Annotated in this window: 14 protein-coding genes; all 14 read right to left on the bottom strand. The window is 71.8% G+C overall.

From position 1 onward, the window contains the following. Nucleotides 1-490: XdhC family protein (locus VR44_RS05440; protein WP_045946209.1), on the bottom strand; the 490-nt coding region annotated here is incomplete at its 3' end. Beyond that, nucleotides 490-1,782: an IS701 family transposase gene (locus tag VR44_RS05435; RefSeq protein ID WP_094191444.1), complete on the bottom strand. Its 1,293-nt coding sequence runs from the start codon at nucleotides 1,780-1,782 to the stop codon at nucleotides 490-492. The genes VR44_RS05435 and VR44_RS05440, both read right to left, overlap by 1 nt. Before the next feature lie 73 nt (nucleotides 1,783-1,855). Beyond that, nucleotides 1,856-2,500: a TMEM175 family protein gene (locus tag VR44_RS05430; RefSeq protein WP_045946208.1), complete on the bottom strand. Its 645-nt coding sequence runs from the start codon at nucleotides 2,498-2,500 to the stop codon at nucleotides 1,856-1,858. Between the two features lie 81 nt (nucleotides 2,501-2,581). After that, nucleotides 2,582-2,923, bottom strand: a complete 342-nt coding sequence (locus tag VR44_RS05425) for a nuclear transport factor 2 family protein (protein WP_045946207.1) — start codon at nucleotides 2,921-2,923, stop codon at nucleotides 2,582-2,584. Nucleotides 2,924-3,000: 77 nt separating this feature from the next. Then, a complete protein-coding gene (locus VR44_RS05420) occupies nucleotides 3,001-4,452 on the bottom strand; it encodes an ATP-binding protein (protein WP_052713474.1) in 1,452 nt (483 codons plus the stop codon). Beyond that, nucleotides 4,449-5,708, bottom strand: a complete 1,260-nt coding sequence (locus tag VR44_RS05415; RefSeq protein WP_052713473.1) for an MFS transporter — start codon at nucleotides 5,706-5,708, stop codon at nucleotides 4,449-4,451. The genes VR44_RS05420 and VR44_RS05415 overlap by 4 nt, the downstream gene beginning before the upstream one ends. 42 nt (nucleotides 5,709-5,750) lie before the next feature. Next, entirely contained in the window at nucleotides 5,751-6,578 is an 828-nt protein-coding gene (locus VR44_RS45880) for an FAD binding domain-containing protein (RefSeq protein WP_045946206.1), read from the bottom strand. Then, nucleotides 6,575-8,977, bottom strand: a complete 2,403-nt coding sequence (locus VR44_RS05405; protein ID WP_045946205.1) for a xanthine dehydrogenase family protein molybdopterin-binding subunit — start codon at nucleotides 8,975-8,977, stop codon at nucleotides 6,575-6,577. The genes VR44_RS45880 and VR44_RS05405 overlap by 4 nt, the downstream gene beginning before the upstream one ends. Before the next feature lie 5 nt (nucleotides 8,978-8,982). Further along, nucleotides 8,983-9,513 (bottom strand): (2Fe-2S)-binding protein, encoded by a 531-nt coding sequence (locus VR44_RS05400; RefSeq protein WP_045946204.1) that lies wholly within the window; start codon nucleotides 9,511-9,513, stop codon nucleotides 8,983-8,985. Further along, nucleotides 9,504-10,112 (bottom strand): NADPH-dependent F420 reductase, encoded by a 609-nt coding sequence (locus VR44_RS05395; protein WP_045946203.1) that lies wholly within the window; start codon nucleotides 10,110-10,112, stop codon nucleotides 9,504-9,506. The genes VR44_RS05400 and VR44_RS05395 overlap by 10 nt, the downstream gene beginning before the upstream one ends. 48 nt (nucleotides 10,113-10,160) lie before the next feature. Beyond that, nucleotides 10,161-11,645 carry an aldehyde dehydrogenase family protein gene (locus tag VR44_RS05390; protein ID WP_045946202.1) on the bottom strand — a complete coding sequence of 495 codons (1,485 nt, stop codon included), beginning with the start codon at nucleotides 11,643-11,645 and terminating at the stop codon, nucleotides 10,161-10,163. 26 nt (nucleotides 11,646-11,671) lie between these two features. After that, entirely contained in the window at nucleotides 11,672-12,412 is a 741-nt protein-coding gene (locus VR44_RS05385) for a type 1 glutamine amidotransferase domain-containing protein (RefSeq protein ID WP_094191442.1), read from the bottom strand. Between the two features lie 69 nt (nucleotides 12,413-12,481). Then, nucleotides 12,482-13,228, bottom strand: coding sequence for a MinD/ParA family ATP-binding protein (locus tag VR44_RS05380; protein WP_045946201.1), 747 nt, complete (start codon nucleotides 13,226-13,228; stop codon nucleotides 12,482-12,484). Further along, the coding region (locus VR44_RS05375; protein WP_045946200.1) for a PP2C family protein-serine/threonine phosphatase at nucleotides 13,228-14,007 on the bottom strand (780 nt) is incomplete at its 5' end. The genes VR44_RS05375 and VR44_RS05380, both read right to left, overlap by 1 nt.

Here is a 14,007-nt window from a genome sequence, read left to right as displayed (position 1 = left end):
CGGCCCGGTCCAGGGCGGCTCCGCCGCTCAGGCCGCCCTCCCAGGAGCCGTCGGCGTGGACGGCCAGGGCCCGGCCGAGCTGGCCGGGCGGTCCGGAGACCACCCGGGCCAGCGCGGCCCGGCCCCCGCCGGCGGCGGCGTCGAGCACCGAGCCGAGGACGGGCCGTACGGGGTCCTGGCCGCGCACCGGGGTGACCAGCACGTCCAGGACCCCGCCGCAGGTCAGGCCCACCGCGAAGGCGTCGTCGTCGCTGTAGCCGAAGCGGTGGACCCCGCCGCGGCCCGAGGCGATGGCGTCCAGGCAGAGCTCGTGGACGGCGGACTCCACGCAGCCCCCGGAGAGGGAGCCGAGCGCGGTGCCGCCGGCGTCCACGGCCAGGCTGGCCCCGGGGCCCCGGGGGGCGCTGCCGCTGACGGCGACCACGGTGGCCAGGGCGAACTCACGGCGCTCGGCGCACCAGCTCCGCAGCGGTCCGGCGATGTCGAACATCAGCGGATGTACGCGCGTCGCGCGGACTGGCCGGGGATCAGGGGCCGTGGCGGCAGGACGGCGGGGGGCCGTCCCGCGGCGCGTCCGCCCGGGTAGCGGGCGGGGGAGGCGAGGGACACCAGGTCGGGGTTCCGCCCGCCGGTGCCGAGGAGCCGGGCCGCGTGGGCGACGCTGGCGAGGGTGGCGTGGTGGTGCCAGCCGCGGAAGGAGCGGCCCTCGAAGTCGCGGATGCCTACGGGTTCGCAGGTCTCGGTGAAGTCCAGGGCGACCCGGTCGGTGAGTTTGGCGAGCAGGAAGAGCTGCGCGAGCGGCCGGTCCCCGATGTTGGTGATCCAGAACTCGGAGGGGAGCAGGGAGGCCTCGGTCCAGGCTCCCATCAGGAGCAGCGGGGCGGGCTGGGCGGGCGCGGGCCGGTCCTCGGCGGGGGTGGCGAGGATGTGGGCCGAGGTCAGCAGGGTGACCGATCCCTCGGCCCGGCCGTGCCGGGTCCATTCGACGACGCGGCGCTGGGAGCGCAGCGAGTCGATCAGTTCGCGGGCGGGCGCGGTGTACGGGCCGGGCTTGTGGCGGCCCGCTCCGCCGAAGGAGACGGGCAGGGAGCCGTCGACCTTCAGGACGAAGGGGATGTCCTGGAGGGTGAACGCCTCGAGGACGGGAGGGAGATCGCTGTTGGAGACCTCCATGACGACCGGGCGGCGCTGGAGTTGCCAGGTCGCGGCCATGCGCTGGACGGCGTGTACGGCGTCCAGGGCGGGTGTCTGGGAACGTGCGGTGTCGGGGATGCCGGCCCGGCGGCGGCGCAGCAGTTCGCTGGTCCAGGGGCCGGGCAGGGTGAGGGTCCATTCGACGGGGAAGCTGGCCTCGCTGGAGGCGAGCCAGATCCCGCCGGCCTGCTGACAGTTGGCGGTGCGGCCGAGCTGGGGTACGAACTGCCTGCCGACTCCCACGGAGCGGTCGCCGGCCTTCTCGATGACCATGGGCTGCACGACCCAGGCCAGTGGTCGTTGCGCGGTGCGTTCGAGGTGCTGGGCGAGGGACCGCCGTACCGGGGTCCAGTCCCACGGTGACTTGCTGATGAACTGCTGGAGGCTCTGTTCCACGGAACTGGCCCCCGTTCCGGCGATGTTGCGGATCGTCTTCTTCCCGCTGGTCCGGACCAGACCGTCGAGATAAACGCGGGCCCAGTTTCGCTGGTCCCGCCGCGGTAAAGATTCGAAGAAGAGCGAGATCAATACGTCGATCAATTCCGAGATTTCCGTTTCGGAATCTTCGGGCAGCACTGCGCGAACCATCTGGAGCCTCCCCCGCGACCAGATCGGACCTTGACCCTACTTGACGGCCCGGAACGGCCGTAGGGCGGTGCGGCTACTTCCTGAGGTCGCTGCCAGTTTCGAGCCGCTCTTCTTCTACCACGAGCGGGATGGGGATCTGGTTCGCGGCGTAGTAGAGGGCGATCAGGAAGTGTGCGACGAGAGTGAGAGGTGCGGAGAAGAAGGACAGAATCACGGTCAAGGGGTAGGCGACCGCGCCCAGTCCGAATCGGACACGGGTGGCCCGGGCCCCGTCCTTGTCCACTGTTTCGTGGAAGAGGTGGCCGACCTTGGTCACGTACCACCAGAATCCCAGGAACGCGAGAGCGTACACGACGGTCCACGAACTGTAGAGGATCGCGGCGACATTGGCCGAATCCCCGTCCATGAGGTGCTCGGCGAGGATGTTGGTCGTATACGGAATCACCGAAACCACCATCAGCACCATCAGATTCAGGAACAACAGGGGCCGGTCGACCCGCTTGAGGTGACTGAAGATCGTGTGGTGGTTCACCCACATCACGCCGATGATGAGGAAACTCACCAGATACGCGGCATAGTGCGGCCATTGCTCCAAGAGGCCGTGCCAGAGGGCAGACCCCTGCTCTTCCGGAACCTTTAACTCCAGCACCAGAATGGTGATCACGATGGCGAATACGCCATCGCTGAACGCCTCCACCCGGTTGGTTTCCGTCTCCATGACCTCCCCTTTACATTTCCGTCGCGTGGGCGGGGAGGGCCTCCTGGGCCCTCCCCGCCCACGCTACCCACGAAAGGGCGGTCAGCTGCCGAAGCCGGCCGTCTGGCGCCAGATCCGGCCATCGCGGACGACGAGTGTCCCGAACGCGTGCTCCGGGGCGCCGTTCAGGTTCATGATCGCCCGGTAGAAGATGGTGTCGTCGGTCTCGATGTACTCCTGGAGTTCGACGAGCGTGGGCTTCAGGGTGAGATAGCCGGTGAACGTCTCGCGCACGGCCTCGATCCCCACCGAGGCCCCCTCGAAGCGGACCAGGACGGCGTCCTCGGTGTAGTTCTTCATCACCGCCTCGATGTCCAGCGCGGCCAGGGCGTCCATCTGGCGGACGAAGACCGGGTGCAGCGCGGAGATGTCGTACTTGGCCATGTTCGACTTCCTTTCGGTGGGAGTGGGTGACGGCGTGCGGGATGACGGTTCGCGGGGGGCGGACCGGGCGGGGCGGCTCAGCCCGCCAGGGGCAGGCGTACGAGCATCCGGGTCTCGCCCGGGCGGGAGCGGGCCGTGATCGACCCGTGGTGGCGCTGGGTGACGATCCGGTAGCTGAGGTGCAGCCCCAGACCGGTGCCCTTGCCCACGTCCTTGGTCGTGTAGAAGGGCTCGAAGATGCGCGGCAGGACGTCCTCGGGGATGCCCCGGCCGGTGTCGGTGATCTCCACGACCATGCAGACGCCCTCGGCGTAGCAGCGCAGGGTCAGCGTGCCCGCGCCCTCCATGGCCTCGGCCGCGTTGTCGACCAGGTTGGTCCACACCTGGTTGAGCTCCCCCGGGTAGCCGGTCAGCTCCGGCAGGTCCGGGTCGTAGGCGCGGACGATGGTGATCCCGGTGAGCTTGGAGCGGAGCACGACCAGGGTGTTCTCCAGGCCGTCGGTGACCGCGAAGCGCTGCTCGGGCGCCCGGTCGAGGTTGGCGTAGTCCCGCGTGGCCGCGACCAGCTGGGAGATGCGGGGGCCGGCCGCGCGCAGCTCGGCGGCCAGAGACCGGGCCTCCAGCAGCGCCGCCAGGTGGTCCAGGGCGTCGGGCAGGGCGGCCTCGCCGATGCCCTCCAGCCGCTCCAGCAGCCAGCTCAGCTCCAGCCCGAGGTCGGAGGCCCCGGCGCCGAGCAGCTCGGGCCGGCCCGCGCCGGCCTCCTCGGCCCAGTCGGTGATTTCCTCCTCGGCGTCGGCCTGGGCGAGGGGGTCGGTGGTCTCGGGGGGTGGGAGCCGGTCCAGCTCCCCGGCCAGGTGTTCCAGTACGTCGCGTTCGGCGGCCGTGGCGGCCGCGCCCCAGCCGTACGCGGTGGCGGTCAGCCGCTCCAGGGCGGGCACCAGCTCCTGAGCGGCGCGGGCCACGGCGGCCGCCGGGTTGTTGAGCTCGTGCGCCAGGCCCGCTGCCAGGGTGCCGAGGGCCTCGACGGTGGCCCGCTTGCGGGCCTGGACCTCGGAGGACTTGATCCGCCAGGCCAGTACGGGGATCAGCACGGCGGCCACCCCGTTGCAGCGGGTCAGCATCTCGAAGAACACCGGCTTCGGGTAGGCCACGACGGTGGTCTCCGGCCCGCTCGCGGAGGCGGTGGCCACGTAGGAGCCGTCCGTCAGCAGGGGCAGCTCCCCGGTGAAGCGGTGGGCGGCGGTGGGCTTGCCGTCGTGCTCGTCCGCGGCGGCGGTCTCCTCCTCGGTGGAGTGCCGGGTCAGGACCTCCTCCCGGCCGTCGACGACCTTGGTGACGACCAGCCCGCCGGAGACCAGCACGTGGAAGCAGGTGGCCTCGTCCCCGTCGTGGAAGAGGACCTCCCCGTCGGCCAGGACGCGCACGTGGGAGACCGAGACGAGCCAGTCCAGCTGCTCCTCGGTGATCGCGGCGAAGATCTCCAGCCCCTGCAGGATGGTCCGCAGCTCTTTGGTGCTCACGTTGGTCACAGGGTGCTCCCCTCGGCCCTGGTGCGCGCGGCCAGCCGCAGGGTCGTGAACAGGGCCAGCGCGCACACCGCGGCGACGGCGGCCATGAAGCCGACGGAGGTGCGCTGCAGGCCGTGGATGTTGGTCAGGAGTCCGGCGAGGACCGCCGGGACGCTCATGGCGAGATACGCGAAGACATAGACGGCGGCGGTCAGTTCGCCGCGGTGTTCGGGCTCGGCGAGGGTGCTGATCGCGCGGAAGGAGCCGAGGAAGGCCGCTCCCCAGCCGCTGCCGAGGACGGCGGTGGCGACGAGGAACACGGGCGCCGAGCCGAGGCCCAGGGCCAGCAGGACCAGGGCCAGCCCGGCGAGCAGCCCGAGCAGCCCCAGGACGGCGGTGCGCAGCGGTTCGGTGCGGCCCAGCAGCAGCTGGGCGCAGGTGGCGGAGCCGGCGAGCAGGGCCACGGTGGCCCCGCCGGCCAGGTAGTTGGTGGTGTGGAGCAGGGACAGGGCCAGGTGCGGCCCGAGCGAGAGGTAGAAGCCGCCGACGGTCCAGACGGCCACCACCGTCAGCACCAGCACGGCGAACCGGCGCCGCACGGCGGCCGGTACCCGGATCCGGTGCGGGACCACCCTGAACCGTCCCCCCGCCCCGGGTGCGCTCTCGCCCATCCGGACCACCCCGACCAGCGTGACCGCGAAGGCGACGACCAGCAGCAGGTAGCTCAGCACGGTCGGGGCGGGGGCGTACTGGACGAGCAGTCCGGCCCCGAGCCCGCCGAGGCCGATGCCGACGGTCGGCCCCGCGCTGTTGACCTGGGCCCCGAGGGCGGGCCGTGAGCGCGGGCTGAGTTCCAGCAGGGCCGCCCCCATCGCCCCGGTGGCCAGGCCCACCGCCAGCCCCTGTACGGCGCGGGCGGCGAGCAGCAGGCCGAGCCCTCCGGCCCCGGCGAACAGCCCCATGGAGACGATCGCGAGGACCAGGCCGGCGCCGAGGACGGGCCGGCGCCCCAGGGTGTCGGAGAGCGACCCGAACAGCAGCAGGCCGGCGAGGACGGTGACGGCGTACACGGCGAAGACCACCGTGACGACGCCGGCGGACAGCCCCCAGCGCTGCTGGTACAGCACGTAGAGGGCGGAGGGCACGGAGGAGGAGAGCATCAGCAGCACCAGGACCGCGCCCACCACCCAGAAGCCGGACGGTCTCGGCCCGGCCGCCGGGCGGCCGGCCGCTTGCGGCATGTCTCCCGTGGTCGTCGTGTCGGTCGGTTCGTGCACGCTCGTCAACTCCACTCCCCCGCCCTGCCCCGGCGGGCCGTCTCAGGCGCTGCTGTGGGCCGCCGCCCTGGCCAGCGCGCGGGCGGTGAGCACTCCCGCGAGATGGCCGAGGTATTCGGCCGAGGTGCCGCGCCCGGGGACGAACAGCTCCCTGGGCTCGGCGCGGAACGCCGCCAGCACCGCCGTGGTCGTGTACGGGCCCCCGCGCAGCCGGTCCTCGACCCCGCGCAGGCGCAGGGCGCGGGGGGTGGCTCCGGTGACCGCGATCCGCGGCCCGTCGGGGGTGATCCGTACGGCGGCGGCGCACACCGGGTAGCGGGTGGCCCGGTCGGCGGTCTTCTCGAACGCGGCCGCCGCTCCGGCGGCGGGCACCAGCAGGGCGGTGAGCACCTCACCGGCGGGCACCCCGGAGGCGGCCAGCTCCTCGGCCGGGGCCGTGCGGGTCCCGCCGGGTCCGGCCAGTTCGGCCCGTGCGCCGGCGGCGATGGCGGCGACGGGCAGGTCGGTGGGTCGTTCGGTCGCGGCGAGGTTCCCGCCGACGGTGCCGAGGTTGCGGACCTGGGGGTCGCCGTTGGCGCGGGCCGCGGCGGCCAGCTCCGGGGCCCCGGCGCGCACCAGCGGGTCGGCGGCGAGCTCGGCGAGGGTGGTCAGGGCCCCGATCCGCAGCTCGCCGCCGTCCTGTCCGACCCCGCGCAGCTGCGCGAGGTGGCGTACGTCGATCAGCAGGCGGGCCTTTTCGGCTCCGGTGCGCAGCCCGGGCAACAGGCTCTGGCCGCCGGCCAGCACCCTGGCTCCGTCGGTGCCGGCGAGCAGGGTGAGGGCCTCTTCGAGGGAGGCGGCCCTCGCGTAGTCGAAGTCGGTGAGGATCACCGGGCCCCTCCTTCCAGTACGCGCCAGACCTTCTCGGGGGTCAGCGGCATGTCGATGTGCTGGACGCCCAGGTCGGCGAGGGCGTCGACGACCGCGTTCACGACGGCGGCGGCGGGCGGCACGGTGGCGATCTCGCCGGCGCCCTTGGCGCCGAGCGGGTTGTGCGGGGAGGGGGTGACGGTCCGGTCGAGGGTGAACAGGGGCACGTCGGCCGCGCGGGGCAGGGCGTAGTGGGTCAGGTCGGAACTGAGCAGGATGCCGTTCTCGTCGTACTCGGCGGCTTCCATCAGGGCCTGTCCCAGGCCGTGCACGATGCTTCCCTCGATCTGGCCGTTGACGATCTTCGGGTTGCCGATGTTCCCGGCGTCGTCCACGGCGGTGTAGTCGACCACCTCGGTCTCGCCGGTGAGTTCGTCGATCTCGACGACCGCGACGTGCGTGCCGAAGGGGTAGTTGAAGTCCGGCGGGTCGAAGTGGGTGGTCTCGTCCAGGGCCGGCTCGATCTCGGGGGGCAGTCCCCAGCCGTACCACATCGCCATGGCCAGCTCGGAGAAGGTCTTGGCGTTCTCCGGGTTGCCGGCCTCGTGGACGCCGCCGTTCTCGTAGACGACCTTGTCCTCGGGGACGTTCAGGAAGACGGCCCCGGCCCGGATCAGTTTGGCCTTGATCTTGCGGGCGGTGAGGGCGACGGCGGGGGCGGCCATGCTGTACGAGCGGGAGCCGTAGGTGCCCTGCCCGTACGGGGCCTTGAGCGTGTCCCCCTCGTACACCTGGACCTGCGCCGGGTCGATGCCGAGTTCGTCGGCGGCGACCATCGCGAAGACGGTGCCGTGGCTCTGGCCGGTGGAGGCGGAGCCGACGGTGACGGTGACCTCGCCGGTGGGGTGGACGCGGATGTTGGCGCTCTCCCAGGTGCCGCCGAGCATGCCCTCCTTGGACATCCGGGTGGAGGGGCCGACACCACAGATGGCCACGTAGGTGGCGATGCCGACGCCCAGGCGCTTGCCGCGGGCGCGGGCGGCGGCCTTGCGGGCGGGCATGTCGGCGTAGCCGGCCAGTTCCAGGGCCCGTTCGAAGTTGGGCGCGTAGTTCCCGGAGTCGTAGGTCCAGCCGAGGCCGTTGTCGTACGGGAACTTCTCCTTCGGCACCAGGTTCCTGCGGCGGACCTCCGCCGGGTCCATGCCGATCTCGGCGGCGTACCGGTCGACGAGGCGTTCCATCAGGAAGGCGGCCTCGGCGCGTCCGCTGCCGCGCTGGGCGCCGAGGGAGACCGTGTTGGTGAAGGCCGCGTACACCTCGCAGAAGGCGGCGGGGATCTCGTACATGCCGGTGATGGAGCGGCCCATCAGGGCGGTGGCGACGCCGGGGCCGATGGTGGAGGGGTAGGCGCCGAGGTTGGCGTAGCTGGTGCAGCGCACGGCGGTGATCCGGCCGTCGCGGGTGCCGGCGAGGGTGACGTGCTGGCGGTGGTCGCGGCCCTGGACGGTGGAGTTCATCAGCCCGGTGCGGGTGTCGACCCATTTGACGGGCCGGCCGAGCGCCTTGGAGAGCAGCAGGACCAGCGCCATGTCGGGGTAGAGGTAGCCCTTGGTGCCGAAGCTGCCGCCGACGGTCGGGGCGATCACCCTGAGCTTGTTGAAGGGGATGCCGAGGACCAGCGCGGAGAGCAGGAACCGGTGATTGTGCGGGCCCTGGGTGGAGGCGTAGAGGGTGTACTCGCCGGTGGCGGCGTTGTAGTCGCCGACGGCCCCGCGCGGTTCGATGGGGCTGTTGATGGTGCGCTGGTTGACGAGGTCCAGCTCCACGGTGACCTCGGCGCGGGCGATGGCCGAGTCGGTGCGTTCCTGGTCGCCGCAGGTCCAGTACGCGTTGAGGTTCCCGGGGACGGCCTCGTGCAGCTGCGGCGCGCCCTCGGCGAGGGCCTCGTCGGCCCGGGTGACCACGGGCAGCGGCTCGTACTCCACGCTGATCGCGGCGAGGGCGGCGGCGGCCTGGCGCGGGGTCTCGGCGACGGCCACGGCGATCGGGTCGCCGACGTGGCGGACGGTGTCGCCGGTGAGGACCGGGCGGGCGCCGGGCAGTCCGTAGGGGTGGGGCGGGAAGTGGCTCTCCACCCCGCCGGGTATCCAGATGCAGGGCAGCGGCATGACGTCGGTGAAGTCGGCGGCGGTGGCCACCTTCAGGACGCCGGGCAGCCGCTCGGCCGCCGAGGTGTCGATGGACAGGATCCTGGCGTGGGCGACCGGGCTGCCGAGGATGGCCATGTGGGCGGTGCCGGGCAGGTCGATGTCCGCCACGTACACGGCCTCGCCGCGCAGCAGTTGCGGGTCCTCCCGGCTGTCGAGCGGCTGTCCGAGGACGCCGCCTGCGGTGGTGCTCTCCCCCGTCACGCTGGTCATCCCCCTCACCGCCCCTCGGCCGCGGGAACGGCGGTTACGGCCGGATCCGCCGGTGCGGCGCAGGCGCGCTGCACGCCGCGGACGACGCTGTGGTAGCCGGTGCAGCGGCACAGGTTGCCGGTGAGCCACTCGCGGATCTCGGGCTCGGTGGGCGCCGTTCCGGCGGCGGTGTTCTCGACGAGTTCGCCGAGGGCCATGACCATGCCGGGGGTGCAGAACCCGCACTGGGTGCCGTGCTCCTGGCGCAGGGCCTCCTGGAGACCGGTCAGCTCGCCGCCCCGTTCGGACACCCCCTCGATGGTGGTGACCTCCGAGCCGGCGGCGGAGGCGGTGAGCACCAGGCAGCTCTTGACGGACCTGCCGTCCAGGCGGACCACGCAGGTCCCGCACTGGCCGGTGTCGCAGCCGACCTTGGTGCCGGTCAGCCCGAGTCCGTCGCGGAGCCGTTCCACGAGGAGTTCGCTCGGCCGTGCCGCGAACTCCTCGGGTCTTCCGTTGACGTGGAGGGTCAGGGTGGGGGCGGGTGTCAGATCCATGCGAGCGCCTGCGCTTCCGTGAGCGACCGGTTGAAGAGGGGGCCGCCGGGCTGCTGCAGAATTCCTCCGGAGTGCAGCGGTCCGGTGTCGACGGCGGCGAATCCGAGATCGGTGATGATTCCCGCGACTATTTCCTTCGCCTTCGGGTCGTCGCCCGCCGTGTAATGGGCGAGGCGTTCCCCTGCCGCTTTTCCGGCGACGGCGAGCGTTTCGTAATGCATGGTGTTCAGGGATTTCACGACCCGGGCACCGGGGTACCAGTCGGCGACGAGCTCGCTGGAGCCGCGCCCGCCCAGGTCGGCGGGGGTGCCGGGGCCGCTGAACGCGTTGGTGGCGTCCACCAGCACCTTGTCCTGCACGACGTGCGGGGGCAGCAGCCCGCGCACGCTCGCGTACGGCACCATCAGCACCAGGAGGTCGGCCCGGCCGGCGGCCTCGACGGGCCGCGCCGCTCCGGCGGCGGGGCCCAGTTCGGCCAGCAGGGGGGCGAGTGACTCCGGCCCGGTGGCGTTGGCGAGGACCACCTCGTGGCCCGCGGCCACCAGGATCCTCGCGAGGGTCGAGCCGATCCGCCCGGTGCCGATGACGCCTGTCCGCATCGATGCTCCTCGATCGCTCGGTCCGGCGGTGCCGGACGTCGGGTCCGTTCAGTCCATGCCGATCCAGACCGACTTGGTCTGGGTGTAGCTCTCCAGGGACTCGGGGCCGCACTCGCGGCCGTAGCCGGAGGCCTTGTAACCGCCGTAGGGGACGGAGGGGTCGTACTGGTTGTAGCAGTTGACCCAGACGGTGCCCGCCTTGATCTGCGAGGCGACCCGGTGGGCCCGGCGCAGGTCCTTGGTGTGGACCCCGGCGGCGAGGCCGTACGCGCTGTCGTTGGCGATGCGTACGGCGTCCTCCTCCGTGTCGAAGGGGATGATCGACAGGACGGGGCCGAAGATCTCCTCCTGGGCGATCCGCATCCCGTTGTCCACGCCGGTGAAGACGGTGGGCAGGAAGTACAGGCCCTGGCTGGAGGCACCCTCGGGGGTCCAGCCGGTGCCGCCGGTGCGCAGCAGGGCGCCTTCCTTCTCGCCCACCTCGATGTAGGAGCTGACCTTGTCGAACTGGGCGCGGTGGGCCAGCGGCCCGAAGAGGGTCTGTGGGTCGCGCGGGTCGCCGGGCTTGAGGGCTGCGGCCCGGCGGACCAGGCGTTCGACGAGTTCGTCGTGGATGGGGCGCTGGAGCAGCAGCCGGGAGCCGGCCGTGCAGATCTCGCCCTTGTTGTAGTAGATGCCGAAGAAGGCGAGTTCCTCGGCGGCGTCGAGGTCGGCGTCGGCGAAGACGATGTTGGCGGATTTGCCGCCGAGTTCCATCGTCACCTTCTTCAGGGTGCCGGCCGACTTGCGGATGATCGACTGGCCGACGGCGGTGGAGCCGGTGAAGGCGATCTTGTCGATGCCGGGGTGGCCCGTGAGGGTCTCCCCCAGCTCCACGCCGGGGCCGGTGACGACGTTCAGCACCCCGTCGGGTATCTCCGCCTCCTGGAACAGCTCGGCGATCTTCAGGGCGGTGAGCGGGGTGGCCGGGGAGGGCTTGTGGACGACCGTGTTCCCGGCCGCGAGGGCCGGGGCGATCTTGGTCATCGACAGCAGCAGCGGGAAGTTGAACGGGGTGATGGCGCAGACCACGCCCAGCGGCTCGCGCAGGGTGTAGGCGAGCTGACCGCCGGCGGGAGCCCTGGAGGAGCCGTCGACCCGGGTGACCGCGCCCGCGTAGTAGTGCATCAGCTGGGCGGCCATGGGTGCGTCGACGGTGCTGGAGAAGGCGAACGGTTTGCCCATGTCCACCGTCTCCAGGAGGGCGATCTCCTCCAGGTCCCGTTCGATCAGCTCACCGACCCGGTTCAGCCGCAGCGCGCGCTCCTGGGCGGACAGCCTGCTCCACGGGCCCTCCTCGTACGCCGTGCGGGCGGCCGCGACGGCCGCGTCCGCGTCGGTCGCGGCGGCCTGGGCCACCGGTACGATCTCCTGTCCGTCGATCGGGCTGATGTCCGGTTCCGTACGGCCGTCCCGGGCCGGGACCCACTGGCCGCCGATGAACAGCTTCCCGGGATGGGCCAGGGGGTGGCCGCTGAGCTCGCGCTTGGTCATGGCTGCACCTTCCGGTGTCGCGGGGACTAGGCCTTGTCGAGCTGCCGCAGGAACGTCTCGGCAAGGGCCTTGGAGGAGTAGGGGTTCTGGCCGGTGGTGAGCTTGCGGTCGACGACGACGTGGGAGTCCCAGATCGCGTCGGCCTTCTCGTAGCGGGCGCCGAGTCTGGTCAGCTCGGCCTCCAGGATCAGGGGGAGCCGGCCGGCCATGTTGGTGACCAGTTCCTCCTCGTGCGAGAACGCCGTCATCCGGTATCCCTCGAAGGGCCAGCGGCCCTCTCCGTCGCGCAGGGCGAGGAGGGAGGTGTGGCCGTGGCAGACGGTGGCGATCGGCTTGTCCTGGGCGATGGCCCAGCGCAGCACCTGTGCCAGTTCGTCGGACTTCGGCAGGTCGCCGATGGCCCCGTGGCCGCCGCTGATGTAGAGGGCGTCGTATCCGGCGACGTCCTTCTCGCCGAGGGACTCGATGGCGAGGGGGCTGCGGAGCTGGGGGGCCTGCTCGATGACGCGCACGTACTCGGCCGCGTTGGCGGCGTCCTCGTCGGGCGAGCCCGCCGGGCGCACGTACTGCAGGAACTGGGGGTCGATGCTGGTCTGGTCGACCGTGGGGGTGGCGCCCCCGATCGTCGCCACGTCGACGGTGTGGCCGGCGGCCTGGAAGAGGGTGTAGGGGACCACGAATTCCTCGGCCCAGAAGCCGGAGGGGTGCTGCTCCCCGTCCAGGAGGTGGAGGGTGGCCTTTGCCGTCAAGACGACGAGAATCCTCATGATTCTCTCCTTGTTCTGGATTCGCTGCCGATTCAACACGCCCCTCTGGGGGCGCGTAAGGGGGCGACGTCAGGCCCGCGATACTTCGTCACGTGCGTCCAACGCCGTGAGGATCGTGCGGAATTCACCGACCAGGGGGTGGTCGGGGAACGCCTCGGCGAATATGCGTTCACCGTAGAGGGCCGCCATTTCCGGTACGTACGGGAGGATTCCGGCCAGGGGGGTGCCGTATACCTCCTCGGCGCGCCGGCGGACGGCTTCGTGATCGACGCCCTCGGGCGCCATGCTCAGGACGAGGGCGCGCCGGCAGGCCAGCCGCCCGGCGAGGGCGATGGTCTCCTCGACCCCGGAGAGGTCGATGCGGTCCGCCCTGGTCATGATCAGTACGACGTCGGCGCTGCCCATGGCGGTCACCGACTCGTTGTTGAGGCCGGCGTGCGTGTCGAGCAGCAGGACGTCCAGCGCATGGCTGTGGGCCAGCCGCTCGAAGCCCTCCGGGAGCAGTCCGACGTCGTACCCGGTGGCCATCAGCTCCCGCAGGGCCGCCGTCCCGGTCCGGGCCGGTACGACGTACAGGCCGGGTACCGAGGTCCGCCGGGCGGCGGCCTCGATCTCGCAGCGGCCGAGCAGGTAGTCGGCCAGCGAGCCGGCGCCCGGTGCCACCCCGAACAGCAGGTCCAGGGTGGGCGACTGGAGGTCCGTGTCGACCACCCCGACCCGCCTTCCGGCGGCTGCCAGCAGCAGCGCCAGATTGGCCAGCACCGAGGACTTCCCGGTGCCGCCGCGGTGCGAGTGCACCACGATGGTCCGGGTCATCACGCCACCACCCGGTAGCCCGTACCGTCCGCATGCGGCCCCCGCGCCGCACGTGGCCGGTGCAGGGCCAGCATGGTGACGTCGTCGTGCTGTTCGGCGGTGCCGGTGTGCTCGCGCACCGCCCGGTCCATCAGGTCGACCACGTCCCGGCCGCTCGCCGGGGGGCCGGCGAGCAGTTCGAGCATCCTGTCGTCACCGAGGAAGTCGCCTTCGGGGCAGCGCGCCTCGGGCACTCCGTCGGTGAAGACGAACAGGGTGTCGCCCGGGTCGAGCTGGGCGTAGCCGAGGGTGTAGACGCAGTCGGGCAGGACCCCGACCGCGGGTCCCGTGACCTCCAGGGTCCGGGTGCCGGAGCCGTCGCCGGAGAGCAGCAGCGGCGGGTTGTGGCCGCCGTTGATGTAGACGAGGCTGCCGGTGTGGGGGTCCAGGACCCCGAAGAAGAGGGTGGCGAAGTAGCCCTGCCTGAGGTGGTTGCGGGTGAGGTAGCCGTTGGTGGCGGTGACCGCGTTGAGCAGCGGGGTGGCGCCGACCACCGGGGTGCGCCGGCTGCCGCCGGTGCGGCCCGCGGCCATCAGGTGCTGCAGGCCGCTGTTCTCGGCGGTGTGGCGCAGCAGGGAGCGGATGAGCGCCATGAAGAGGGCGGCGCCCACTCCCTTGTCGCAGACGTCGGCGACCACGAGGGCCAGTCTGCGTCCCCGGGAGATCTCGAAGACGTCGTAGAAGTCCCCGGCGACCTGCCGGGCCGGCCGGAAGCGGACGTCTATCTCCCAGCCGGCTGG

It is taken from the genome of Streptomyces katrae (assembly GCF_000966975.1).
Classification (GTDB): Bacteria; Actinomycetota; Actinomycetes; order Streptomycetales; family Streptomycetaceae; genus Streptomyces; species Streptomyces katrae.
This window is presented reverse-complemented; position numbering and strand designations above follow the sequence as displayed.

What these genes read in the sequence shown, in the direction of transcription:
- VR44_RS05385 (WP_094191442.1), bottom strand. Translation starts at nt 12,412, where the DNA reads ATGAGGATTCTCGTCGTCTTGACGGCAAAGGCCACCCTCCACCTCCTG.
- VR44_RS05425 (WP_045946207.1), bottom strand. Translation starts at nt 2,923, where the DNA reads ATGGCCAAGTACGACATCTCCGCGCTGCACCCGGTCTTCGTCCGCCAG.
- VR44_RS05435 (WP_094191444.1), bottom strand. Translation starts at nt 1,782, where the DNA reads ATGGTTCGCGCAGTGCTGCCCGAAGATTCCGAAACGGAAATCTCGGAA.
- VR44_RS05430 (WP_045946208.1), bottom strand. Translation starts at nt 2,500, where the DNA reads ATGGAGACGGAAACCAACCGGGTGGAGGCGTTCAGCGATGGCGTATTC.
- VR44_RS05390 (WP_045946202.1), bottom strand. Translation starts at nt 11,645, where the DNA reads ATGACCAAGCGCGAGCTCAGCGGCCACCCCCTGGCCCATCCCGGGAAG.
- VR44_RS05395 (WP_045946203.1), bottom strand. Translation starts at nt 10,112, where the DNA reads ATGCGGACAGGCGTCATCGGCACCGGGCGGATCGGCTCGACCCTCGCG.
- VR44_RS05380 (WP_045946201.1), bottom strand. Translation starts at nt 13,228, where the DNA reads ATGACCCGGACCATCGTGGTGCACTCGCACCGCGGCGGCACCGGGAAG.
- VR44_RS05405 (WP_045946205.1), bottom strand. Translation starts at nt 8,977, where the DNA reads ATGACCAGCGTGACGGGGGAGAGCACCACCGCAGGCGGCGTCCTCGGA.
- VR44_RS05400 (WP_045946204.1), bottom strand. Translation starts at nt 9,513, where the DNA reads ATGGATCTGACACCCGCCCCCACCCTGACCCTCCACGTCAACGGAAGA.